The organism is Amycolatopsis sp. NPDC003731 (genome assembly GCF_053586895.1).
Window position 1 is genome coordinate 1 of record NZ_JBSFNC010000148.1, and the last position, 22,083, is coordinate 22,083.

Annotated in this window: 22 protein-coding genes; 7 read left to right on the top strand and 15 right to left on the bottom strand. The window is 71.2% G+C overall.

Annotated elements, in window-relative coordinates; all coding sequences use genetic code 11:
• Positions 1 to 128 precede the first annotated feature (128 nt).
• From ACWDN5_RS38525 to ACWDN5_RS38540, 4 genes are all read right to left on the bottom strand, one after another.
• On the bottom strand, positions 129 to 1,058 hold the full coding sequence (locus ACWDN5_RS38525) for an FkbM family methyltransferase (protein WP_449679757.1): 930 nt from the start codon (positions 1,056 to 1,058) through the stop codon (positions 129 to 131).
• 197 nt (positions 1,059 to 1,255) lie between these two features.
• Positions 1,256 to 1,924: a response regulator transcription factor gene (locus ACWDN5_RS38530; RefSeq protein WP_310968246.1), complete on the bottom strand. Its 669-nt coding sequence runs from the start codon at positions 1,922 to 1,924 to the stop codon at positions 1,256 to 1,258.
• Positions 1,921 to 3,027 (bottom strand): sensor histidine kinase, encoded by a 1,107-nt coding sequence (locus ACWDN5_RS38535; RefSeq protein WP_449679758.1) that lies wholly within the window; start codon positions 3,025 to 3,027, stop codon positions 1,921 to 1,923. The genes ACWDN5_RS38530 and ACWDN5_RS38535 overlap by 4 nt, the downstream gene beginning before the upstream one ends.
• 66 nt (positions 3,028 to 3,093) lie before the next feature.
• The gene (locus tag ACWDN5_RS38540; RefSeq protein WP_310968248.1) at positions 3,094 to 3,927 is read right to left on the bottom strand and encodes a helix-turn-helix transcriptional regulator; all 834 of its coding nucleotides are present in this window, start codon (positions 3,925 to 3,927) and stop codon (positions 3,094 to 3,096) included.
• 102 nt (positions 3,928 to 4,029) lie between these two features.
• Here ACWDN5_RS38540 and ACWDN5_RS38545 point away from each other — a divergent pair, with 102 nt between their 5' ends.
• Genes ACWDN5_RS38545 through ACWDN5_RS38555 form a run of 3 tightly spaced genes read left to right on the top strand, consistent with a single transcriptional unit; the run spans position 4,030 to position 6,906 of the window.
• Positions 4,030 to 5,454 carry an MFS transporter gene (locus ACWDN5_RS38545; RefSeq protein ID WP_310968249.1) on the top strand — a complete coding sequence of 475 codons (1,425 nt, stop codon included), beginning with the start codon at positions 4,030 to 4,032 and terminating at the stop codon, positions 5,452 to 5,454.
• A 53-nt stretch (positions 5,455 to 5,507) separates the two neighbouring features.
• Positions 5,508 to 6,032 carry an RNA polymerase sigma factor gene (locus tag ACWDN5_RS38550; RefSeq protein ID WP_310968250.1) on the top strand — a complete coding sequence of 175 codons (525 nt, stop codon included), beginning with the start codon at positions 5,508 to 5,510 and terminating at the stop codon, positions 6,030 to 6,032.
• The gene (locus tag ACWDN5_RS38555) at positions 6,025 to 6,906 is read left to right on the top strand and encodes a VOC family protein (RefSeq protein ID WP_449679759.1); all 882 of its coding nucleotides are present in this window, start codon (positions 6,025 to 6,027) and stop codon (positions 6,904 to 6,906) included. The genes ACWDN5_RS38550 and ACWDN5_RS38555 overlap by 8 nt, the downstream gene beginning before the upstream one ends.
• Here ACWDN5_RS38555 and ACWDN5_RS38560 read toward each other — a convergent pair whose 3' ends face one another.
• From ACWDN5_RS38560 to ACWDN5_RS38575, 4 genes are read right to left on the bottom strand one after another with little or no spacing between them, the layout of a single operon-like run.
• Entirely contained in the window at positions 6,907 to 8,661 is a 1,755-nt protein-coding gene (locus ACWDN5_RS38560) for a hypothetical protein (RefSeq protein ID WP_449679760.1), read from the bottom strand.
• Between the two features lie 55 nt (positions 8,662 to 8,716).
• Positions 8,717 to 10,483, bottom strand: coding sequence for a gamma-glutamyltransferase family protein (locus ACWDN5_RS38565; RefSeq protein ID WP_449679761.1), 1,767 nt, complete (start codon positions 10,481 to 10,483; stop codon positions 8,717 to 8,719).
• A 27-nt stretch (positions 10,484 to 10,510) separates the two neighbouring features.
• Positions 10,511 to 10,927 carry a VOC family protein gene (locus ACWDN5_RS38570; protein ID WP_310968254.1) on the bottom strand — a complete coding sequence of 139 codons (417 nt, stop codon included), beginning with the start codon at positions 10,925 to 10,927 and terminating at the stop codon, positions 10,511 to 10,513.
• Between the two features lie 29 nt (positions 10,928 to 10,956).
• Positions 10,957 to 12,261 (bottom strand): UDP-glucose dehydrogenase family protein, encoded by a 1,305-nt coding sequence (locus ACWDN5_RS38575; protein ID WP_310968255.1) that lies wholly within the window; start codon positions 12,259 to 12,261, stop codon positions 10,957 to 10,959.
• A gap of 141 nt (positions 12,262 to 12,402) precedes the next feature.
• Between ACWDN5_RS38575 and ACWDN5_RS38580 the strand changes: the two genes are divergently transcribed.
• Positions 12,403 to 13,161, top strand: a complete 759-nt coding sequence (locus ACWDN5_RS38580; RefSeq protein WP_449679762.1) for an SDR family NAD(P)-dependent oxidoreductase — start codon at positions 12,403 to 12,405, stop codon at positions 13,159 to 13,161.
• 43 nt (positions 13,162 to 13,204) lie between these two features.
• Here ACWDN5_RS38580 and ACWDN5_RS38585 read toward each other — a convergent pair whose 3' ends face one another.
• The 3 genes from ACWDN5_RS38585 to ACWDN5_RS38595 all read right to left on the bottom strand — a co-directional run bounded on the left by ACWDN5_RS38585 (position 13,205) and on the right by ACWDN5_RS38595 (position 16,217).
• Complete coding sequence (locus tag ACWDN5_RS38585; RefSeq protein ID WP_449679763.1) at positions 13,205 to 13,858, bottom strand: class I SAM-dependent methyltransferase; 654 nt, start codon at positions 13,856 to 13,858, stop codon at positions 13,205 to 13,207.
• A 6-nt stretch (positions 13,859 to 13,864) separates the two neighbouring features.
• Complete coding sequence (locus ACWDN5_RS38590) at positions 13,865 to 14,494, bottom strand: PadR family transcriptional regulator (protein WP_449679764.1); 630 nt, start codon at positions 14,492 to 14,494, stop codon at positions 13,865 to 13,867.
• An 82-nt stretch (positions 14,495 to 14,576) separates the two neighbouring features.
• Positions 14,577 to 16,217 carry a TM0106 family RecB-like putative nuclease gene (locus ACWDN5_RS38595; RefSeq protein ID WP_449679765.1) on the bottom strand — a complete coding sequence of 547 codons (1,641 nt, stop codon included), beginning with the start codon at positions 16,215 to 16,217 and terminating at the stop codon, positions 14,577 to 14,579.
• A 90-nt stretch (positions 16,218 to 16,307) separates the two neighbouring features.
• On the opposite strand from ACWDN5_RS38595, the gene ACWDN5_RS38600 reads away from it, so the two are divergent.
• Complete coding sequence (locus ACWDN5_RS38600; RefSeq protein ID WP_310968260.1) at positions 16,308 to 16,769, top strand: DUF6474 family protein; 462 nt, start codon at positions 16,308 to 16,310, stop codon at positions 16,767 to 16,769.
• Between the two features lie 71 nt (positions 16,770 to 16,840).
• Here the strand turns inward: ACWDN5_RS38600 and ACWDN5_RS38605 are convergent, their stop codons facing one another.
• Genes ACWDN5_RS38605 through ACWDN5_RS38620 form a run of 4 tightly spaced genes read right to left on the bottom strand, consistent with a single transcriptional unit; the run spans position 16,841 to position 20,382 of the window.
• On the bottom strand, positions 16,841 to 17,800 hold the full coding sequence (locus ACWDN5_RS38605; protein ID WP_310968261.1) for a glycine betaine ABC transporter substrate-binding protein: 960 nt from the start codon (positions 17,798 to 17,800) through the stop codon (positions 16,841 to 16,843).
• Positions 17,797 to 18,579 (bottom strand): ABC transporter permease, encoded by a 783-nt coding sequence (locus ACWDN5_RS38610; protein ID WP_310968262.1) that lies wholly within the window; start codon positions 18,577 to 18,579, stop codon positions 17,797 to 17,799. The genes ACWDN5_RS38605 and ACWDN5_RS38610 overlap by 4 nt, the downstream gene beginning before the upstream one ends.
• Positions 18,576 to 19,742, bottom strand: a complete 1,167-nt coding sequence (locus ACWDN5_RS38615; protein ID WP_310968263.1) for an ABC transporter ATP-binding protein — start codon at positions 19,740 to 19,742, stop codon at positions 18,576 to 18,578. The genes ACWDN5_RS38610 and ACWDN5_RS38615 overlap by 4 nt, the downstream gene beginning before the upstream one ends.
• The gene (locus tag ACWDN5_RS38620) at positions 19,735 to 20,382 is read right to left on the bottom strand and encodes an ABC transporter permease (RefSeq protein ID WP_003068987.1); all 648 of its coding nucleotides are present in this window, start codon (positions 20,380 to 20,382) and stop codon (positions 19,735 to 19,737) included. The genes ACWDN5_RS38615 and ACWDN5_RS38620 overlap by 8 nt, the downstream gene beginning before the upstream one ends.
• A gap of 291 nt (positions 20,383 to 20,673) precedes the next feature.
• Here ACWDN5_RS38620 and ACWDN5_RS38625 point away from each other — a divergent pair, with 291 nt between their 5' ends.
• Positions 20,674 to 21,168, top strand: a complete 495-nt coding sequence (locus ACWDN5_RS38625) for a hypothetical protein (RefSeq protein WP_449679767.1) — start codon at positions 20,674 to 20,676, stop codon at positions 21,166 to 21,168.
• Positions 21,169 to 21,244: 76 nt separating this feature from the next.
• The gene (locus tag ACWDN5_RS38630; RefSeq protein WP_449679766.1) at positions 21,245 to 22,000 is read left to right on the top strand and encodes a YcnI family copper-binding membrane protein; all 756 of its coding nucleotides are present in this window, start codon (positions 21,245 to 21,247) and stop codon (positions 21,998 to 22,000) included.
• Positions 22,001 to 22,083: the final 83 nt, after the last annotated feature.

Below are 22,083 nucleotides of genomic sequence, written 5' to 3' on the forward strand. Positions count from 1 at the left end.
TTCGTGCTTCGGTGCGCGCCGGGCAGGGTGGCGTCACGCGACCACGCGGGCACCGAACTCGCCGGCAGGCAGGACTCATTCGGGACGTCGGAGGTCCCGAATGAGTCATTCGCGACCTGGAAGGGGCGTCAGGGGAGGCGGCGGGTGAGCTGCGCTTCGAGCTCGGCCACGCGGTGTTCGAGGGCCGCGGCGCGGCGGCGGTTCTCCTCGGCGGTGCGGGCGGCCTGGGCCAGCTCGCGGCGGGCCTCGTCCAGCTCCAGCCCGAGGTCGGTGCGGGCGCGCTGGGCCTCGGCCACCGTCTCCTCGAGCCGCCGGATGTAGCCGACTTCGGCGGGGCGGCCCGCCTGGGCCGCGGCGAACTCTTCGCGCAAGCGGACGTGCTCGTGCGGCTCGTACTCGTCGAACACGTTGGCCGGCGCGGCCAGCGCCGCGAGGGCGTCGGCGTCGCCGGCCTGGCCGTAGAAGCGGTTGAGGCCGTCGAACAGCGCGCAGCGGTACCCCGCGTCGAGGAGCATCGGCTCCCACTGCTCGTGGGTGGGCTTCGGCGAGCCGGGTTCGGTCGCCTCGACGACGAGGACGCGCGGCCGGTGGCGGGTCCAGTCCGCGCCCTCGATCACCGCGCGCTCGGCGCCTTCGACGTCGATCTTCAGGAAGTCGACCGGGCCGGGGTGGGCGTCGAGGAGCGCGGCGAGCGTGGTCAGCTCCACCTCGACCGCGCCCACCTCCCAGCGGCGGTCGTCGCGGTAGTGGACGGCGAGGTCGTCGTCGAGGGTCGACCAGCCCCATTCGTCCTCGACGACGTGCAGCTTCGCCACGCCGGGGGCGGCCCCGACCGCGACCTGCAGCGTGAGGTCCTCGGGACGGGCGCTGCGCAGTTCGCGGGCCTTCGCCGGGATCGGCTCGACGTTGATGCCCCGCCAGCCGAGGTCGTAGAAGTGCTTGGTGACCGACGCGACCACGGGATCCCCGGCGCCGAGGTCGACGTAGCGCCCGGTGGCCTGCCCCGCGAAGACGCGGGCGAGCACGACGTCTTCCGCGTTCTGCGCGTACGAAATCACCCGCCGAGGATAGCCGGGGAGCCCGCCGCGCTTAGCCCGAAGGTGTGACTTCCGCCGTGTCGGTGAACGCTTTCCCCCTCTCGGACGCCCACTGAGCAGAGCATCGGCCGGGAGAGGAGGCGCCGTGATCTGGATCTGCCTGGTCGGCGTCCTCGCCGTGGTGTTCCTGGTGCGCGCGGTCCGCGTGGTGCGCCGGGTCAGGCGGGGCGACGCGGTGTGACGAGCCCGGACTCGTAGGCCAGCACCACCAGCTGGGCGCGGTCGCGCGCGCCGATCTTCGTCATGATGCGGCTGACGTGAGTGCGCGCCGTCGCCGTCGAGATCACCAGGTGGGCGGCGATTTCGTCGTTCGACATCCCGCCCGCGACCAGGCCGAGCACCTCGCGCTCGCGGTCGGTGATCTCGCGGACGGCGCTGGTGTCGATGCGCCGGTGCTCCGGGCGCCCGACGAACTCCTGGATCAGCCGGCGGGTGACGGTCGGCGCCAGCAACGCTTCGCCGTTGGCGACGACCCGCAACGCCCGCAGCAGCTCGACCGGCTCGGTGTCCTTCAGCAGGAACCCGCTGGCGCCCGCGCGCAGGGCTTCGTAGACGTACTCGTCGACGTCGAAAGTGGTCAGGACCAGCACTTTCGTCCCGGCGAGGTCCGGGTGGGCGGTGATCCGGCGGGTCGCTTCGAGGCCGTCGACGCCGGGCATCCGGACGTCCATCACCACGATGTCCGGCCGGTGCTCGACCGCGCCGGCCACGGCTTGCTCGCCGTCACCCGCCTCGCCGACGACCTCGAAGCCGTCCTCGGTCTCCAGCAGCACGCGGAACCCGGCGCGGACCAGGACCTGGTCATCGGCCAGCAGGACGCGGATCATGCTTCCCCCTCGATCGGTAGCTCGACGCACACTTCGAAACCGCCGTCGACCGGCCCGGCGGTGCACCGGCCGCCGAGTGCCGCGGCGCGTTCGCACATGCCCCGGAGGCCGTGCCCCGGGGTCGGCTGGGCGGTGCCGCGGCCGTCGTCGCGGACCCGCAGGGTGATGGTCCCCGGTCGCCGCTCGAACCGGACGTCGACGCGGTTCGGCCGGTCGGCGTGCCGGACGACGTTGGTCAGCGACTCCTGGAGGATCCGGTAGGCGGCCGCGTCGACGGGGGCCGGGAGGTCGCCGGGTGCGCCGTGGACGTCGACCGCGAGCCCGGCGTCGCGGGCGTGGTCCAGCAGCTCGGCGGCCTGGGCGAGGCTCGGCGCGGGTGCCTTGTCCTCGCCGGAGCGCAGCACGGCCAGGGTCGCGCGCAGGTCGTTCAGCGCGGACGCGCTGGCCGCCTTGATGTTGAGCAGCGCCTCCTTCGCCTGCTCGGGCCGCCGGTCGGCGACGTGCGCGGCGACCCCGGCCTGGACGTTGATCATCGCGAGGCTGTGCGCGACGACGTCGTGGACCTCGCGGGCGATCCGCAGCCGCTCCTGCTCGGCGAGCCGGTGCCGGTGCTCGTCGGCCTGCTCGCGCCGGGCGGCGAGCGCGTCGAGCTGGTACCGGACAGCCGTCCCGACCCCGATGACGGCGATCAGCCAGACGAAGATGAACGCGGCTCCGGCCTCCACCGCGAAAGACCTGGTCGTGACGACGTGCACGACGTAGGCGACGGCGAGGGCCGAGGCGCCGGTGATGCCCGCGGTGAGCGGTCCCCGCTGCCGGGTCAGCACGAACAACGCAACGGTCGGTACCAGGATGACCGGCCCGCCGGGCAGGCCGGAGACGTAGTAGCCGAACGCGGACGCGGCCGTGACCAGGAAGAGCGTCAGCGGGAAGCGGTGGACCAGCAGCAGCGTGAGGACGGTCGCGGCGAGCCACGCGAACCCGATCGGCGTCAGCGGCGACGCCCCGGGCTGCCACCGCGACGACGCACTGGTCGCCCCGAGCACGAAGACCCCGACGACGACGGTGCGCGCCAGGCGTCCTGCCCACGGAGGCCTTCTCATGCCGCGAAACTACCGGTCACGGCCGGTCCACGCGTCCGTCCCGGAGCGCACGGCAGGCGTACGTCGTCAGTCGAAGACAAGCGGGAGCTTCGCCGCGGTCTCCTCGTCGGCCGGGGTGTAGGTCGACATGGTGATCTCGGAGCGGCGGCCGTAGTAGAGGTAGGTGAAGTTGAACTGCAGCAGCCCGACGTCCGGGTGCAGGTACCGCTTGGTGCGGATCGGCTCCGAGTTGACGTCGTGGTGCGGCCACAGCTCGGCGAACAGCGGCGACTCGGCCTTGAGCCGCTTGACCAGCTGCTTCCACGCCGGCTCGGCGACGTGGTCGGCCATCGCCGCGCGGAAGGACGCGATCACGCGCGGGATGTTCGTCTCCCAGTCGAGCATCCGCTTGCGCCACTCGGGGTTGAGCAGGCACTGGACCAGGGTGTTCCGGTCCGCGAACGGGATGTCGTCGACGTCGCCCATCAGCCAGGTGTAGCCGCGGTTGTAGCCCAGCAGGTCGCAGCGGGCGTTGCGGATCGCGACCGGGTACGGCTCCAGCTTCTTCAGCATGAGCTCCATCGCCGGCGTGATGACCTGGCAGTCCTTCTCCCCCTCCGGCTCGGGGGCGCCGGCCAGGCGGAAGAGGTGGACGTGCTCGTGAGGGTCGAGCCGCAGGGTGCGGGCGATCGCCTGCAGGACCTGCTCGGACGCGTTGATGTCGCGGCCCTGCTCGAGCCACGTGTACCAGGTGACCCCGACGCCCGCGAGCTGCGCGACCTCTTCGCGGCGCAAGCCCGGCGTCCGGCGGCGGCCCACGATCGGCAGGCCGACCTGCTCGGGCGTGATCCGCTCGCGCCGGCTCCGCAGGAACCTCGCCAGCTCTTGGCGGCGCAGGCCGGATTCGACGGCAGTGGTCATGGTGCCAGGATGGCACGCTCTGGAACCTGGTACCAGGTAGTGGTCAGTACCCGGATAAACAGCAACTGGTACCAGGTTCCGAACGGGTTGATCGTAGTACTCATGACCACGACCGAACTTGCGCCGAGTACCACCGGCGCCCCCGCCCGGCCGGGACTGACCCCCGCCGGCCTGGTCACGGTGCTGCTGGGGGCGGCACTGCCGATCATCGACTTCTTCATCGTCAACGTCGCGCTGCCGACGATCGATGCCGACCTCCACGCGTCCACCGCCACCCTGGAACTGGTGGTCGCGGCCTACGGCATCGCGTACGCGGTGCTCCTGGTGGTCGGCGGCCGCCTCGGCGACTCGTTCGGCAGGCGGCGGCTGTTCGTCGCCGGCCTCTGGCTGTTCACGCTGACGTCCCTGGCCTGCGGCATCGCCCCGACGGCCGGCACGCTGGTGGTGGCCCGCGCCGCGCAGGGGGCCGCGTCGGCCCTGCTGCTGCCGCAGGTGCTCTCGATCATCCAGGCGACCACGTCGGGCGAGAAGCGCTCGCGCGCGCTCGGCCTGTTCGGCGCGACCGGCGGCATCTCGACGGTGGTCGGCCAGCTCCTCGGCGGCGGCCTGGTGGCGGCCGACCTGTGGGGCACCGGCTGGCGGCCGATCTTCCTGGTGAACGTCCCGATCGGGCTGGTCGTGCTGGTCATGGCCCGCAAGCTGCCGGAGAGCCGCGCGCACAACCCGCTGGGCGTCGACCGCCTCGGCACCGCGCTGCTGGCCGTGACGCTGCTGTCGCTGCTGGTCCCGCTGATGGAGGGCCGCGCGCTGGGCTGGCCGGTGTGGACGATCGCGCTGCTGGCGGTGTTCCCGTTCGCGGCGGCGGCGTTCGTGCTCGTCGAGCGGCGGTTGGAGCGTGTGGGCGGCACGCCGCTGCTGCCGCCTTCGGTGATGCGGCTGCCGAGCGTGCGCCGCGGGCTGATGGTGGCCGTGCCGTTCTTCGGCGCCTTCGGCTCGTTCATGTTCGTGTTCGCGATGACGCTGCAGGAGGGCCTGCACTTCGGCCCGCTGGGCGCGGGTGGCGCGCTGACCCCGCTGGCCGTCGCGTACTTCACGGTGTCGATGCTGAGCAGCCGCCTGGTGGCCCGCTACGGCCAGAAGGTCGTCCCGATCGGTGGCGCGATCACGGCGCTGGGCATGGTGGCGCTGCTGTGCACGACGCTGTCGGCGTGGCCGCACGTGACGATCCTCGACCTGGCGCCGTCGATGGTGGCGATCGGCGTGGGGAACGCCCTGGCGATGACGACGTTGTTCCGGATCGTGCTGTCCCACGTGCCGACCGACCTGGCCGGCGTCGGCAGTGGCGTGATGACGACCAACCAGCAGACGTCACTGGCCCTGGGCGTGGCAACGCTGGGGAGTCTGTACGCGGCGCTGTCGGCCTCGCTGGGCAGCCGGGACGCGTTCGCGCTGGTGATCGGCGTGGTGGCGGTGCTGGCGGCGATCGTCGCGATCACCGGGCGGCGGCTGCCGGACCCGCGGGCGTAGAAATCTCGAGATTCACCCGTCGGAAAATCCGGGCGCCGGACGACTATGGAGGTGTGACGGAACCGCGGGTACGACCGGACCCGGCCTTCGCGCTGCTCGGGCTGTACGAGACGGCCCTGCCGGAGGTCTACGGGTACCTGCTGTCCCGGTGCGGCGACCGCACGCTCGCCGAGGAGCTGACGTCCGAGACGTTCCTCGGGGCGGTCGCCGCCTGTCGCAAGGAGTACGCACCTCCAGTGAGCACCGGGTGGCTGATCGGCGTCGCCCGGCACAAGCTCGCCGACCACTGGCGGCGCAAAGAACGCGAGGAACGCGGCCTGCGGCTCGTGCACGACAGCGAGCCGGACGTCGAGGACCCGTGGGACGAGCAGCTCGACGCCCTGCGCGCGAGACAGGTGCTCGAAGCCCTCGGGCCACACCACCGGGCGGCGCTGACCCTGCGGTACGTCGACGGCCTCGGCGTCCCCGAGGTCGCCGGCCACCTGGGGCGCAGCGTGCACGCCACCGAGGCGTTGCTCGTCCGGGCCCGGGCCGCGTTCCGGCGCGCTTACGAGGAGAAGGAGGGTCGCGATGCCTGAGCCTTTCGACGCGCTTCGCCGTCCCTCCGAGCGGGTCGCGCCCGACCCGGACTTCGCCGCCGAACTGCGCGACCACCTGCGTCGCGCCACCCTGAACGGAGCCGATATGACGACCACTTCGGAAGCGCCGGCCCACCACGCCGAGCTGCGCTCGCTGACCCCTTACCTGGCCGTTTCCGACGCCCGCGCGGCGCTCGACTTCTACGTCGAGGTGTTCGGCGCGGTCCGGCGCGGCGACCCGATCCTGATGGACGACGGCCGCGTCGGGCACGCGGAGCTGGCCATCGGCGACGCGGTGCTGATGCTCGCCGAGGAGTACCCGGAGATCGGGCACGTGGCTCCGCGCGAGGGCGGCGCGTCGGTGCGGGTGGAGGTCCCGGACGTCGACGGTTCGGTGGCCCGCGCGCTGGAGCTGGGCGCGACGCTGATCCGCGCGGTGAGCGACTCGCCGTACGGCCGCGGCGGCTCGTTCCGCGATCCGTTCGGCCAGCGCTGGCTGGTCTCGCAGGCGGCGACCCCGGCCGCGGGCCCTCGTCCGGCTCGCCACGGTGAAGCCATGTACTTCACGTTCCAGGTCCCGGAGGCCGAGCCGGCGAAGTCGTTCTACGCCGCGGTGCTGGGCTGGCAGTTCACGCCCGGCTCGACGTCCGACGCGTGGGGGTTCGCGGGTCCCGGTCTCGAAGGCGGGTTGTGGGCCGGGGACCGGCAGGTCGGCTGGAAGCTGATGTACGCCGTCGACGACCTCGAGTCGGCGCTGGCGCGGGTTCGCGAGCAGGGCGGCCGGGCGGGCGAGGTCGAAAACCACCCGTACGGCACCACCGCGGACTGCACCGACAGCCAGGGCATCGAGTTCTGGCTGTGGCAGAAGCCGTGATCACTGCAGGGTGAACACCACGACGTCGTTGGACTCGACCTTGGTCAGCGGCAGGCCGGCGGTCGGCCGCTGCAGGATGCCGACGGCCCCTTCCATGGACTTCACGACGACGATCTTGCGGATGCCGTACCGCTTGAAGACGTCAATGCTGTGCTTGTCGGGGAACGTGGCCGACGAGTCCTGCATGTCGTGGAACTGCGGCCCGTAGTTGCTGGCCGTGCCGTTGGCCGTGGTCGGGAAGCCCTCGGTGGACCAGAGCTGGTACTTGAAGTTGCTCCACAGGTCCATCGGCAGCAGCGCGATCGGTTCCTTGGTGGTCGTGAACACCTGCTTCACGTCCGGCGGGATCCCGGGGTTTTCGACCTGCTGCCAGCGCGGAATGCCTTCGACGAGCGCGAAGAACGCCGGGAACATCATGTAGAACGCGATGACCTGCCGCGCCATCCGGGTGTTCTCGTCGATCAGCCGGTAGAGCCGGGTGACCAGGCCGGCCGCGAGAACGGCCAGGCCGAGGGTGACCCACATGATCATCCGGCCCGGCGTGCGCATGGCGTCCCAGCCGGGCAGGAAGTTCCAGAACAGCCAGTAGAGGCCGCCGCCGAAGACGGTGGTGCCGAGCGAGAGGAGGACGTTGAAGGCCACGAAAACGCCCAGGAAGACCCGGACCTTCCAGGTCCAGGCGCTGAGGAACAGGCCGGCGACCCCGAGCACGGCGACGACCAGCCCCGGGAACAGCAGCATCTCGCCGGCGCCGTCCGGCGGGAGGGTGCTTTGGTCGTTGAAGAACGTCTCGAGCCACACCCACGTCTCGTACGGCGCGGTCCACAGGCCGTTGACGGGCGGCGAGAAGACTTCGACCTCGTGCCAGGTGCGCGTGAAGCCGTACTCCGCGCGCACCCGCAGGAACGGGACGACCAGCCACCAGACGATGCCGAGGAAGGCGACCACGCCGACGACGTTCGCGATGATCATCCGGCGGCCGAGGCGCCAGGCGTAGAGGGCGATCGCGATCCCGACCAGGGCCATCAGGTAGACGAAGGGCAGCCCGATCGCCCACCCGATGCTGACCTGCCACGCGGCGATCAGCCACCCGGCGACGACCCAGCGCGGCTTGGTCTCGCCGCGCTCGCCGCGGAAGGTGAAGCCGTGGCCCTTGGCCAGCGCCCACAGGGCCAGCGCGATCCCGCCGGTGGAGAGGACGTTGAGGTGCGCGATGTGGCTGAGCCGCCACGGCGCCCACGCCCACACGACCCCGGCGAGCAGCGCGCCTTGCCAGTTGCTGCCGAGCTGCTTGGCCAGCAGGTACGCACCGGCGAAGGCGAGCGCGAAGCAGAAGACGAACAGGACGTTGTAGAGAAAGACGTTGTCGTACTGGCCGTTGCCCGCGAAGACGCTGAAGGGGACGTAGCCGAGCAGTGTTTCGCCGAACGCGTAGTTGTCGGTTGCGGGGTAGAACTGGTTCGACGTCCAGAAGTCGCCGCCGTGGGTCAGCCAGTGGTGCTGCCAGCCGAGCTCCCACACCCAGAGCAGCGGATCGCCGAGCCCACCGGTGAGCAACGACTTCGGGTGCGTGACGATCCGGTGGTTGAAGACCATCGAAATCGCCAGGCCGACATAGAAGGCGATCAGGCCCTCGCTGATGAGCAGCCGGCCGAGCCAGAGCGCGGCCTTCCGTGGCTCGAACCGGCGGCCGGACGCCCGCGGCGCCTCCTCGGCAGGCGGCGAAACGGTGTCCTCGGCCGTGGCTCCTTCCACGTCCAGCCCCCTTAGCTGTTGGTTTGGGGGCAGCCTACCTGCGCTGCTCCGGGCCCTAACGGCCCGCCGCGTAGCCCTGCATCCCGCGGGCGTTGGCCGCCGCCCGGAGGAGGCCGTCCGTGCGCGAGACCGCCGACAAGCGGCCCAGCGCCCAGTCGCCCGCGTCGACGATCCGGTGGCCCCGGGCGCGGAGGGCGTCCAAAGTGGACGCACCCAGCCGCGACTCCACCACGAGCTCGCGCGGGTTCCACGAGCGCGGGTAGAACGAGCTCGGGAACGCCGTCGTGTGCCAGGCCGGCGAGTCGATCGACTCCTGGAGGTTCAGGCCGCCGTAGACGTGGGCCAGCCAGAAGCACAGCTGCCACTGGTCCTGCTGGTCACCGCCCGGGGTGCCGAAGGCCAGCGTGGGGACGCCGTCGCGCAGGGCCAGCGACGGCGACAGCGTGATGCGAGGGCGCTTGCGCGGGGCCAGGGAATTCGGCAGCCCCTGCTCCAGCCAGAACATCTGGCCGCGGGAATCCAGGCAGAAGCCCAGCGACGGGATGGTCGGGCTCGACTGCAGCCAGCCGCCCGACGGGGTCAGGGAGACCAGGTTGCCCGCCGCGTCGACGATGTCGAGGTGAACCGTGTCGCCGCGCGTCTGGCCCTGGGGGCCGACGGTCGGCTCGCCCGTGGCGCCGCCGCCCGCTTCGATGCCCTGCAGGGAGTCCAGGATCGCCGGGAGGCGGGCCGGGCCGCGGGCGTCGCCCGGGCGCAGTTCGGCGGACGCGGTGTCGGTGATCAGGGCGCGCCGGGCGTCCGTGTAGGACGCCGAAAGCAGCACGTCCAAGGGCACGTCGGTGTCGCCGTACCAGGCCTCGCGGTCCGCGAAGGCCAGCTTCGCCGCTTCGGTCGCCAAGTGCACCGTGCGTTCCGTCGGAATTCCATCCACATAGGACAGTTCATCGCCGAAGCCGTGCAGGAGCAGCGCCTGCTGCAGCAGCGCCGGTCCTTGTGTCCAGCCGCCCATCTTGACCAGGCGCCGGTCGCCGACGTCCACGAACGCCGGGTCCTCGTACGTCGCCGACCACGACGCCAGGTCGTCGCCGGTCAGCAGGCCCGCGTGGTCGCGGCCGGAGTCGTCGCGGAACGCCTGGCGGCTGAACTTCTCGATCGCCTCCGCGACGAAGCCCTGCGACCAGGCCCGGCGTCCCGCGTCGATCTGGGCTTCACGGCCCGAGACGGCCTCCGCCTCACGCAGCAGCCGCTCCCAGGTGTCGGCCAGCGCGGGGTTGCGGTGCAGGCCGGACGCGGGCTTGCCGTCCGGCAGCCACAGCGCCGCCGACGTCGGCCAGTGCTCGGTGAACAGCTGCGCCACCGCGCGGACGGTGTCGCCGACCCGCGACACCAGCGGGACGCCGCCCCGCGCGTAGCCGATCGCGTACTTCAGCACCTCGCGCAGCGGCTTCGTGCCGTAGTCGCGCAGCAGCAGGAGCCAGCCGTCCCACGCGCCCGGAACGGTCGCCGGGAGCAGGCCGCTGCCCGGGATCAGGTCCAGACCCAGGGAGGCGAAGTGCTCCGGCGTGGCCCCCGCGGGCGACGGGCCTTGGCCGGCCAGCGCCCGCGGGGTCGGATCGTTCGCCGTCACGAAGAGGCCGGGCACCTGGCCGGCCGGACCGCACAGGTGCGGCTCGGCGACCTGCAGGACGAAGCCGGCCGCGACCGCCGCGTCGAACGCGTTGCCGCCGTCCTCCAGCACCGCCATCCCGGTGGCCGAAGCCAGCCAGTGCGTCGATGCCACCATCCCGAAGGTGCCGGTCAGCTCCGGCCTCGTCGTGAACATGCCCCGATAGTACGCAACGCTAACGAATTACCAAGCCGCCGGACGCCGCCGCTCGGGCTCGTACGGCTGCGTGATGATTTCCATCCCGTTGCCGCCGGGATCGAGGAAATAGACGCCACGGCCACCGTGGTTGTGGTTGATTTCGCCGACCTGCTTCATCTGCGGGTCGGCGAAATAGGTCACACCCGTTTCGACGAGCCGCGCGAAGACGGCGTCGAAGTCGTCTTCGGGAACCAGGAAGCAGTAGTGCTGCAGGCGGAGGTCCGCTTCGGGGACGCTCGCGAAGTCCAGCCGGACGCCGTTGCGCGTCTCGACGGGGATGAACGGACCCCACTCTTCCCCGACTTCGAGGCCGAGCAGGGTCGCCAGGAATTCGGCGGATTCCCGGTTGTTCCGGGACGGGACGATCAGGTGGTTGAGTTCGACGGATACGGATACTGGCACGATTCCGGATCGTAGCCAGCACCACCGGGTCAGGACACCTTGATTTTCGCCGCCGCCCGCGGCCGCCCGACGCCCTGCCAGGACAGCCCGGCGTCCACGATCACCCGCGGGTCGAGCAGGTTCCGCGTGTCGACGACGTCGATGCCCTCCATGAGCTCGGCCATCGCCGCCCAGTCGAGGTGCTTGAACTCGGCCCACTCGGTCAGCACGACGACGGCGTCCGCGTCCTTCGCGACCTGGTAGGCGTCGTCGACGACGGTCATCCCGGCGATCTCGCCGTCGACCGCCGGGTCGTAGGCGATCAGCTCGGCGCCGAGCGCGCACAGCACCGACGAGACGGCGAGCGCGGGCGAGTCGCGCAGGTCGTTGGTGCCCGCCTTGAACGCCAGGCCCAGCACGCCGATCCGGGCGCCGGCCAGCGTCCCGCCGACCGCGCCGGCGATCTTCGCGACGATCCGGTCGCGCTGGGCGAGGTTCTCGTCGATGGCCGAGGTCAGCATCGTGAAGTCATAGTTGACCGACTCGGCCACCTTGACCAGCGCACTGGTGTCCTTGGGCAGGCAGGAACCGCCCCAGCCGGGGCCGGGCTTGAGGAACGTCCGGCCGATCCGCCGGTCGTAGCCCATGCCCTCGGTGACGAGGTCGATGTCCGCGCCGAGCCGTTCGCACAGTTCGGCGATCGAGTTGACGTAGGACAGCTTCAGCGCGAGGTAGCAGTTCGCGGCGTACTTGACCAGCTCCGCGCTGGCGGCGTCGGCGACGACGACCGGCGCGTCGAGCTGGGCGTACAGCTCGCCGACCCAGCGCGCGGCGGCGAGGTCGTCCGAGCCGACGACGATCCGGTCCGGGCCCAGGAAGTCCGCGACCGCGGTGCCTTCGCGCAGGAACTCGGGGTTGGAGACGACCGGCACGTCGGTGCGGCCGACCAGCGCCTGGATCCGCTTCGACGTGCCGACCGGCACGGTCGACTTGGTGACCAGCGCACAACCGGCGGGCAGGACGTCGCCGATCTCGGCCGTCACCGCCTCGACCGCACGCAGGTCGGCGGAGCCGCCGGCACCCATCGGCGTCGGCACGCAGAGGAACACCGCCTGCGCGTGGCGGACCGCGTCGCGCGCGCCGACGACGAACTGGAGGCGCCCGGCCGCGACCCCGCGGTGCACGAGGTCGGCGAGCCCGGGTTCGAGGATGTCGACGCGGCCGGCGGCCAGCCGGGAGACCTTCGCGCGGTCGACGTCCACGCAGGTGACGAAATGCCCGAGACTGGCCAGGCAGGCCCCCGTGGTCAAGCCGACGTATCCGGTTCCTACCACCACGATGCGAGCTGGCGTCATGCTGCTGAAGGTGACAGCCGGACGTGACCACGACGCTAACGGAACCGGTCGTGCCCGGAAGCGGTGAGCGAAGACACGAACCCCGGATGCGAACGAGCGTTAACCTGGTCCGCGAACGTGCAGAGGAAGGGAACGGCAGAGATGCAGATCAACGGCACCGCGGCGCTCGTCACCGGGGGCGCGTCCGGCCTCGGCGGGGCGACGGCGAAGGCCCTGGCGGCCAAGGGCGCGCGGGTGTTCGCGCTGGACCTGGCGTCGTCCATCGAGAAGGCCGAGCAGGTCGAAGGCATCACCTACGTCGAAGCGGACGTCACCGACGTCGAGCAGGTCGAGGCCGCCGTCGCGACCGCGGCCGGCTCCGGGGTGCCGCTGCGGACCGTGGTGAACTGCGCCGGCATCGGGCCGTCCGCGCGGATCCTGTCCAAGAAGGGCCGCCACGACCTCGCGCTGTACGCGAAGGTCATCCAGATCAACCTGATCGGCACGTTCAACGTGCTGACCATCGCGTCCGAGGCGATCGCGAAGACCGACCCCCTCGAGGACGACGCCCGCGGCGTCATCATCAACACCGCGTCGATCGCCGCGTTCGACGGCCAGATCGGGCAGGTCGCCTACTCGTCGTCCAAGGGCGGCGTCGTCGGCATGACGCTCCCCGCGGCCCGCGACCTGGCCTCGCACGGCATCCGCGTGCTGACCATCGCGCCCGGCATCGTCGACACCCCGATGCTCGCCACGGTCAGCGACGAGTTCCGCGCGTCGCTCGCGGCCGGCGTCCCGTTCCCGAAGCGGCTCGCGCGGCCGGACGAGTACGCGCAGCTCGCGCTGTCGCTCATCGACCACGACTACCTGAACGGCGAGGTGGTCCGGATGGACGGCTCGCTGCGGATGGCCCCGCGCTGACCCGGGCCGCCGGGGCACGCTCCCGTGCCCCGGCGGTCGTGGTTCAGCGGGTCAGCCGGATTTCCAGGCCGATGCCGTCGGCGGTGACCGAGCAGCCGCCGAAGGCGCTTTCCGCGGCCAGTGCCTCGAACTGCTCGCGCGTGAACGCCCGGCGCCGCAGCCACGCCAGCGCCTGCCGGGTCGTGAAGCCGCTGATCGCGCCCAGGTTCATCCCGGCCACCTCGCGATCGATGTCGGCGCCGGTGGCCTCGTGGTTGAGGTCGTGGATCACCGCGTAGCCGCCCGGGCGCAGCACGCGGTGCATCTCGTTCAGCGCCGTCACCGGCTGCCGGAAGTTCTTGAACGCGGCCTGGCAGACCAGGTAGTCGAACGTCCCGGGTTCGAACGGCGCGTGCGTGATGTCGCCCTGCCGGAAGTCGATGTCGAGGCCGGCGCCGTTCTCCCGGGCGATCTCGACCATGGTGTGGCTGATGTCGAGCCCGGTGACGCGGAAGCCGCGCTTGGCCAGCTCCACAGCGAAGAAGCCGGGGCCGGGCGCCACCTCCAGGACTCCGGCGCCTTCGGGCCAGCCCGCGGTGACCTCGGCCGCCTGCCGCCGGTACTGCACGAGCTGGGCTTCGGTGCCGCGGTTCTTGGCGTACCAGCGGGCCTGGAAGCCCTCCATCTCGGGCACTTTGTGCTTGCGGGTCGTCTCCATCGGTTCCTACCTCTCCACGAACTCCCCCAGGTCGCCCGGGAATTCGCCGGTTTCGTGGTAGCGCCGCCAGGCATCGAGGCCGGGCAGGGCGCCGGTGGTCAGTTCTTCGAGGAAGCCACGCACCCAGCGCGCCTCGGCTTCCGTCATCGCGAGGTCGTACTCGACCTCCACCAGGAACAGCCGCGGCAGGAGCGGCCGCAGCTGTTCGAGCGCCGCGCGGTGCGCCTCCGCGCGTTCGCCGAGCTGCGCCAGCCGCTCCCGCAGCCGGCTGATCGCCTGGTCCGGGCCGAGGACGCCGATCATCGACAACCCGGCCTTGAACCGCGGCGGTTCCCGGTCGAGCGTGCCGACGAGCTCGCGGACCCAGTCCTCGAACTCCGCGCGCCCGGCCGGGGTGATCCGGTAGACGGTCCGCTCGGGCCGTCCGCCGTCCTTCACGCTCTCGACCGCCTCGACGAAGCCGTGTTTTTCGAGGTTGGCGACGACGGTGTAGAGCGAGCCCCACTTGATCGGCATGTCGGCGTCCTTGCCGCGCTGCTTGAGCACGGTCGCCATTTCGTACGGGTGCATGGGGCGTTCCTGCACGACGGAGAGGACGGCCAGCCCCAGGACGTTGGCGACCTTCCGCCGTTTCATCACGACTCCTCGTCTACGAGTACTCGCAGACGAGTATTGCGGAAGACGTCCCAGATGGCAAGTGTCTTAGTCGGCGAACTACTCAGAGATCGAACATGTACGGCACTTCGGCCTGCGCCCGGGCGTCGATCCATTCGCGCAGCGCGCGCGTCGCGAGGACGTCGTCCTCGTTGTAACGCAGGAGCCGTTCGCGCTGGTCGTCGTCCGGTTTCTCACCGTCCATGCCGACCGCGTCGCGGTACCAGCGCATCGACGCCTCGCCGCCGGCCTCCGGGTCGCGCCAGGAGAAGCCGGCCACCGGGGCGATCACCTTCAGACCCTTGCCGTGGGAGCACAGGAACTGGTCGGTGACGCTGCGGAAGAGGTCCACCCACTGCTCGGAATCCACAAAGGACTGGATGTCCTTCTTGGCCGGGACGCCGGGGTGGTCGCCGAAGCGCTCGACCGAGCCGAAGAGCCAGCGGTTCTCGGCGAGCGCGTTGTAGCAGTAGGCGCGGAAGGTCAGGCCCGCCGCTTCGGTGCGCTCGCGGACGTCGGTGAGCCAGGCCCAGAACTCGGCGAAGGACCGGGCCTCGTCGTCCGTGGGCAGCGGGTCCCACGTCGCGAACGCGCGGTACCCCGGCGTGACACCGATGTCGGCCCCCGTGAGCAGGCAGCCCCAGAGGTACGCGCCGGCGTCGCCGAAGCTCTCCATGTCGACGTCGACCTCGACGTCGGCACGCGGCACCACGACACGGTCGACCCGGCGCACCAGCGTGAGGTCGGCCAGCCAGGCCCGGGCGAGCACGACGGCGTCCGGGAAGGTGACGCCGGTCCAGTTCACCTCCGGCGGCTCGCCCGCCGGGTCGAGCGCGGCCAGCTTGTCCACAGTGGACACGCCGGCCCGGCGCAGCTCGACGGCGTCCTCGCCGCGGACGACCAGGCTGACGTCCCGGGTTTCGGTGAGCACGACCTCGCACGTCGGCCACCACGGGCAGCGACGGCACTCCAGCACCCGCGAGGGCTCGGCGAGCGGCTCCTCGCCGTTCGCGGCAGCGGTGGCGATGGCGAGCCGGTCGGCGAACCGGGCCTGGTACTCGGTGAGCGCGTTGCGGCCGCCGGGCCAGGTGCCCGCGGTGAGGTCGTGCCAGACGACGACGTCGGCGTCGAGCCCGATGACCCCGCCGAGGGTGAGGCTCTCGTCGGCCTGCCCGAGCGTCTGCAGCATGCGGCGGATGTGCACGAGCCGGAGCTGGTCGCGCGGCTGCGACCGGACCTTGCGGCCCTCGTCGGCTTTCCGGTGTCCCGGGTCGAGATCGGTCATCGCGGTGACGATCGCGCCGGCCCCGCGGTCGGTGATGCGGTGGCGCACGACGAGGACGGGCACGTACCCGCGGCCGCTGCGCACGAGCAGGTCGATCCCGCCCCGCCGGTGCCCGGCGGTGTCGACCGGCAGCAGCGCACCCCAGATGTAGCGCGCGCCGTCGGCGAAGGCCTGCAGCGTCTGCTCGACCCGCTCGTGGGCGGGCAGGTCACGCCCGATCTTCACCCAGTGGTCGTCGTTGGCGGCCATCAGCCGGGCGACGATGTCCTCGCGGTGGGCGGTGGCGTCGTCGATCCGCTGCTGCGCGGTGGGGTCGGGCGGGGGAAGCGGTACCTCGCGCATGGCGGGGTCGTGTTCGAGGTGCACGCGCCGACGGCAGCGGCTGACCGCGCCCGCGTCGAGTACCACCTCGGTGTTCATGGAGATCACTCTAGATTCCCACCGCCGAGCCGACATGCCCGCCACCCAGGCGACCAGTAAGTTCGACCTCGACACGTCGCAGGAGGTGCCATGGCGCGCAAGGCCAAGGTCGAGGGTGAAGCCAGGTTCACCCCTAAGAGGGCGAAGAACGCGGTCGCGGTGGCGAAGGTGCTCGGCCCGGCGGTGCTCCCGGTGGTGGCACCGCTGGCGGTGCGCGCGGCGGGCGCGGCCCGGGAGGCGTACGACCGCTACCAGGCGCGCAAGCTGGGGGTCTCGGTCGATCGGCTGGGCGAGTACACCGGCCGGGGCGCGGCTCTGCACGCCCGGATCGCGGGGGTGGCCGAGGGCTGCCAGGACCTGCAGAAGTCGGAGAAGGCTTCGAAGGCGGACCAGGATTTCGCGCGTGATGCGTTGGGGACGTTGGAGCAGTTGTCGGCTTCGGTGCGGGCGGCGGAACGCATGCCGGCGGCGCGGCGGAAGTCGGTCCACCGGGCGGTGGCCGGCGAGCTGGAGCGGCTCGAAGGGCAGTTGCTGAACCGGCTGGGGCTCTGACCGCACCGGCCGGCACCGCGGAACTGTCGGTGCCGGCCGGTAGAGTCGAAAACGGGGGGCGCCCCCGCGGGCTACTGGATGAAGCCCTTCTTGACCATCCAGTCGTGGGCCACCTTGCCCGCGTCCTGGCCGTCGACGTCGACCTGCTTGCAGAGCTCGACCATCTGCTCGTTGTCGATCGCCGCGCTGACCTTCTCCAGCGGGCCGCGCACCTCCGGGTGCTGGTTCAGCCACTCCGTGCGCAGCGTCGCCACCGCGTTGTACTGCGGGAACGCCTTCTTGTCGTCCTCCAGCACGCGCAGGTTCAGCCCGGAGATCCGGCCGTCCGTGGTGAAGACCTCGCCGACCGGGCAGGTTCCGCTCGCCACCGCCGAATAGATCGTGCCGATGCCGAAGTTCTTCACCGTCGGGTTCTGGAAGCCGTACGCCTTGACCGCCGCGGGGAAGCCGTCCTGGCGGCTGGTGAACTCCGTCTCCAGGCAGAACACCGCCTGGTCCGGCTTCTGCTTGATGAACGCCGCCAGGTCCGACGTCGTCTTCAGGTTGTTGTCCGCGCCGTACTTCTCCGTCACCGCGAACGCGTACTGGTCGTTCAGCGGCGAATAGTTGAGCCAGGTGACGCCGAACTTCTCCGCGTCCGCCTTGGCCGTGGCCTCGTACTGGGCCTTCTCACCACCGGGCACCGGGAGCTCGTTGCCCTGGTAATTGATCCAGCCCGTGCCCGTGTACTCCCACGTCACGTCCGTCTGCCCGGACAGCAGCGCCTGCCGCGACGAGTTCGACCCCTTGATGTCCGACAGGTCCACGACGTCCGCGCCCGCGGCCGTCAGGGCCATCTCGGCCATGTACGCCAGGATGATGTTCTCGGTGAAGTCCTTGGACCCCACCGTCACCTTCACACCCTGCAGGGCCGGGATCGGCTGGATCGAGCCCGGCTTGATGTCGTACGGCACCGCCTGGTTGACCGTCAGCCCGCAGGAGGACAACGTCAGGCCCAGCAGCGCCACGACGGCCAGTCGCCGGAGTTTCATCGCAGCCCCTTCGGTCCGAAGTACTGTTCGGCGACCGCGCCCAGCCAGTCGACCAGCAGCGCCAAGGCCACGGCCAGCACCGAGCCGGTCACCAGAACCGAGGTCAGGTTCAGCTTGTAGCCGGTGTCGATCAGCAGCCCGAAGCCGCCGGCGTTGACGAACATGCCGAACGTCGCCGTGCCGACCGCCAGCACCAGGGACGTGCGCAGGCCGGCCAGGATGAGCGGTACGGCCAGCGGCAGTTCGACGCGCCAGAGGACCGCGCTCGCCGACATCCCGATCCCTCGGCCCGCGTCGATCAGGGCCGGGTCGACCTGCTGGATGCCGACCATCGTGTTCCGCAGCACCGGCAGCAGCGAATAGAACGCCAGCGGCAGGGCCGCCACCCAGATCCCGCCGGTCGCCCCGGTGACGATGAACCACAGCACCAGCACGCCCAGCGCGGGCGCGGCCTGGCCGATGTTCGCGATGGCCAGGAAGATCGGCGCCAGGAAGCGCGCCCACGGCCGCGTCACGACCACGCCGAGCGGGACCGCGACCAGCACGACGATCGCCGTCACGACGAGCGTCATCAGCACGTGATCCCACAACGCGGTGAGCAGGGTCGGCGCGTTGAGCGTCTCCTTCTCCGTCGCGTTCAGGCCGCTGGAGAACACCGCGACCAGCGTCACCGCGACGATCACCAGCACCACGATCGGCTGGGCGAACAGCCGGACGCGCTCCGCGCGCTTCGAGCCGGACTCGGTGCTGAAGCCGGTGTCGACGGCGGCCGTCGTCATGCGGGCACCTCTTCACCGTTCGTGTGCTCGTCGCGCAGCTGCTGGATGGTCGCGATCACGGTGTCCAGCTGGATGGTGCCCGCGTACTCGCCGCGCGCGCCGGTGACCGGCACCGAGCCGCCCTCGGCGAGCATCGCCTCGAGCGCGTCCTGCAGCGTCGACTGCAGGCTGACGACGTCGCGCAGCGGCTTGCCCGCGGTGGCCAGCGAAGCCCCCGGGGTCAGTTCGCGGGTGTGCACCCAGCGCGTCGGGCGGCGGCGCGCGTCCAGTACCAGCGCGAAGTGCTTGCGCTGGTCTTCGAGCTTCTTGCGGATCTCGACCGGGTCGTCGGACACCGTCGCCGTCAGCGCGTCCTGCTGGAGCTCGACGTCCCGGACGCGCAGCAACGTCAGCTGCTTCAGCGACGCGCCCGCGCCCACGAAGCCCGCGACCGTGTCGTCCGCCGGGTTCGCCAGAATCGCTTCGGGCGTGTCGTACTGCAGGATCGTCGACTGGTTGCCGAGCACCGCGATCTTGTCGCCCAGCTTCACGGCCTCGTCGAAGTCGTGCGTGACGAACACGATCGTCTTCTTCAGCTCGCTCTGCAGGCGCAGCAGCTCGTCCTGCAGGTTGCCGCGGGTGATCGGGTCGACCGCGCCGAACGGCTCGTCCATCAGCAACACCGGCGGGTCCGCGGCCAGGGCCCGCGCCACGCCGACGCGCTGCTGCTGGCCGCCGGAGAGCTGGCGCGGGAAGCGGTCGCGGAAGTCGGCCGGGTCCAGCCCGACCAGGTCCATCATCTCCTCGACCCGGTCGTTGACCTTCTTCTTGTCCCAGCCGAGCAGGCCCGGCACCACCGCGATGTTCTGCGCGACGGTGAAGTGCGGGAACAGCCCGGCCTGCTGGATGGCGTAGCCGATGCGACGGCGCAGCGTGTCGACGTCGAGCTTCAGCGCGTCCTCGCCGCCGATGGTGATCTTGCCCGACGTCGGCTGGACCAGCCGGTTGATCATCCGCATGGTCGTGGTCTTGCCGCAACCGGACGGGCCGACGAAGACGACGATCTTGCCCGCGGGCACGACCATCGAGAAGTCGTCGACCGCCGCCGAGCGGGTGCCGGGGTACCGCTTGGTGACGTGCTCCAGCTCGATCTCGACGCCGGAGACTTCCTCGTTCTCAGCCACGGACACCCCTTGAGACGGTGAAGCGCTTGATCAGGACGTAGACGCCGTCGAGGAGCAGGGCGAGGATGACCACCCCGACCGTGCCGGTGACGGCTTGGTTGAGGGAGTTCGTGCTCCCCGCGTTCGTGAGCCCGGAGAAGACCTCGGCACCGAAGCCGGGACCCTTCGCGTAGGCGGCGATCACGGCGATGCCCATCAGCATCTGCGTGGCCACCCGCATGCCGGTGAGGATCGCCGGCCAGGCCAGCCGCAGCTCGACCCGGGTGAGCACGCCGAAGCGGCTCATCCCGATGCCGCGGGCGGCGTCGGTGACCGCCGGGTCGACGCCGTCGAGCCCGACGATGGTGTTCCGGACGATCGGCAGCAGGCCGTAGAGCACCAGCGCGATCACGGCGGTCGTCGGACCGAGCCCCGAGAGGGGGATCAGCAGGCCCAGGAGGGCGAACGACGGGACCGTCAGGATCGTGCTCGCCAGCGCCGTGGCCACCGCCGAGCCGATCGGGCTGCGGTACACCGCGACCCCGATCAGCACGCCGAGGACCGCGGCGATGATCGTGCACTGCACCACCATGCTGGTGTGCAGGTAGGCCTCCAGCCACAGCTTGCTCGCCCGGTCGGAGATGTAGTCGAAGAGGTTCATCCGTGTCCGCTCTCCCGCCCTTCGCGCCGGCTTCACCCGAACGGGCTAGTTCCTGACCGACGGCTCAGTACCCACGGCACGACCGGTCCAAACCCCGGTCTTCGGCCCACCGTGGCCTACCGGCCGGAGATCGGCAACAAATCGCCTGAACCAACGCCCGGCGCGGGACGTGAACTCCGTGTGTGCTCAGTTCACGGGATCACCCGCTCACGGCGAAGCGGGTCCCCTAGGCTGCTCTTCATGAGCGATCCGGTACGGCGTCCCGCCGTGCTCGGAGCTACCCGGGGCACACTGCTCGCCGTGAGCGCCGCGGCACTTTCCGTGACTGCGCACCGGATCGCCGACGGCGGGCTGCCGGATCCGGCGATGACCCTCTTGCTCTCCGGCCTGTTCGGCTGGACCGCGGCCGCGCTCGCCCGCAAGGCGCGCGGGCCGCTCGCCACGATCGCCCTGCTCGGCGTCGCCCAGCTGGTGATGCACCTGCTGCTCACCACGCTCGCCGGCCACCACGACATGTACGCGATGCCGGGACCCACCGGGGTCGGCATGATCGCCGCGCACGCGATCGCGACCGTGCTCACCGCCCTGCTGCTCGCCCGCGCCGACACGATGCTCCTCACGGTGCTGGCCGTGCTGCGCGCGATCCTGCCGCGGCTGCTCACCCCGCTGCCGGTGCCGTCCGCGGCCCCCGCACTCGTCCCGGCCCGCGTGACCGGCCCGGACCACCTCGTCGGCGTCGACCTGCGCCGGGTCCGCGGGCGGCGCGGCCCGCCCGCCCACTCCTGAACCCCAGCTCGTCCCCGAAAACGGCCGGTCCCCGAACCGAGCCGTCCCCTTTTTTGAGTTCATCAGGAGTGAACCCATGTCCCAGCACGTCTTCAAGCGCGCCGGTTTCCTCGCCGCCACCATCGGTGTCGCCGGTCTCCTCGGCGCCGGCGTCGCGTCCGCGCACGTCACGGCCAACGTCTACGGCCCGCAGCCCACGAAGGGCGGCTACGCGTCGATCGTCTTCCGCGTGCCGAGCGAGGAGAAGGACCCGATCACCACCACGAAGGTCGCCGTCGACTTCAAGGCGGACTACGGCATCGGCTCGGTCCGGACCAAGCCGGTCCCCGGCTGGACCGCCCAGGTGACGAAGTCGAAGCTGCCCACCCCGATCACCAAGGACAACGGGACGCAGATCACCGAGGCCGTCACCGCGGTCACCTGGACCGCGCAGCCGGGCAGCGAGCTCAAGGCCACCGACTACCAGGAGTTCTCGGTGAGCTTCGGCCCGCTGCCGTCCAACGTGGACCAGGTCGAGTTCCCGGCCCACCAGACCTACAGCGACGGCAAGGTCGTCGACTGGAACCAGCCGACCCCGGCGAACGGCGAGGAACCGGAGCACCCGACGCCGGCCGTCAAGCTGGCCGCCAAGTCGGAGGGCGACGAACACGGGATGGCCGCGAACACCGCGGCCACCACCGGGGAGCACACTGAAGCCGCGGCGGCGTCCGACAACACGGCGCGCTGGCTCGGCGGGGCCGGCCTGCTCGTCGGCGCCATCGGCCTCGGCGTCGGGGCCGGCGCGACCATCCGGGCCCGCAAGGCCACGGCCAAGTCGGGAGGCAACAGCTAAATGCGCAGGGTGCTCGTCGCGCTGGCGTTGACCGGGGTGGCCGGGGGAGGGCCGGCCCCCCCCGCGCAGGCGCCCAACAGAAA

What these genes read in the sequence shown, in the direction of transcription:
- ACWDN5_RS38575 (WP_310968255.1), bottom strand. Translation starts at nt 12,261, where the DNA reads ATGACGCCAGCTCGCATCGTGGTGGTAGGAACCGGATACGTCGGCTTG.
- ACWDN5_RS38535 (WP_449679758.1), bottom strand. Translation starts at nt 3,027, where the DNA reads ATGAGAAGGCCTCCGTGGGCAGGACGCCTGGCGCGCACCGTCGTCGTC.
- ACWDN5_RS38545 (WP_310968249.1), top strand. Translation starts at nt 4,030, where the DNA reads ATGACCACGACCGAACTTGCGCCGAGTACCACCGGCGCCCCCGCCCGG.
- ACWDN5_RS38590 (WP_449679764.1), bottom strand. Translation starts at nt 14,494, where the DNA reads ATGAAACGGCGGAAGGTCGCCAACGTCCTGGGGCTGGCCGTCCTCTCC.
- ACWDN5_RS38565 (WP_449679761.1), bottom strand. Translation starts at nt 10,483, where the DNA reads ATGTTCACGACGAGGCCGGAGCTGACCGGCACCTTCGGGATGGTGGCA.
- ACWDN5_RS38605 (WP_310968261.1), bottom strand. Translation starts at nt 17,800, where the DNA reads ATGAAACTCCGGCGACTGGCCGTCGTGGCGCTGCTGGGCCTGACGTTG.
- ACWDN5_RS38530 (WP_310968246.1), bottom strand. Translation starts at nt 1,924, where the DNA reads ATGATCCGCGTCCTGCTGGCCGATGACCAGGTCCTGGTCCGCGCCGGG.
- ACWDN5_RS38580 (WP_449679762.1), top strand. Translation starts at nt 12,403, where the DNA reads ATGCAGATCAACGGCACCGCGGCGCTCGTCACCGGGGGCGCGTCCGGC.
- ACWDN5_RS38600 (WP_310968260.1), top strand. Translation starts at nt 16,308, where the DNA reads ATGGCGCGCAAGGCCAAGGTCGAGGGTGAAGCCAGGTTCACCCCTAAG.
- ACWDN5_RS38610 (WP_310968262.1), bottom strand. Translation starts at nt 18,579, where the DNA reads ATGACGACGGCCGCCGTCGACACCGGCTTCAGCACCGAGTCCGGCTCG.
- ACWDN5_RS38585 (WP_449679763.1), bottom strand. Translation starts at nt 13,858, where the DNA reads ATGGAGACGACCCGCAAGCACAAAGTGCCCGAGATGGAGGGCTTCCAG.
- ACWDN5_RS38620 (WP_003068987.1), bottom strand. Translation starts at nt 20,382, where the DNA reads ATGAACCTCTTCGACTACATCTCCGACCGGGCGAGCAAGCTGTGGCTG.
- ACWDN5_RS38555 (WP_449679759.1), top strand. Translation starts at nt 6,025, where the DNA reads ATGCCTGAGCCTTTCGACGCGCTTCGCCGTCCCTCCGAGCGGGTCGCG.
- ACWDN5_RS38595 (WP_449679765.1), bottom strand. Translation starts at nt 16,217, where the DNA reads ATGAACACCGAGGTGGTACTCGACGCGGGCGCGGTCAGCCGCTGCCGT.
- ACWDN5_RS38540 (WP_310968248.1), bottom strand. Translation starts at nt 3,927, where the DNA reads ATGACCACTGCCGTCGAATCCGGCCTGCGCCGCCAAGAGCTGGCGAGG.
- ACWDN5_RS38630 (WP_449679766.1), top strand. Translation starts at nt 21,245, where the DNA reads ATGTCCCAGCACGTCTTCAAGCGCGCCGGTTTCCTCGCCGCCACCATC.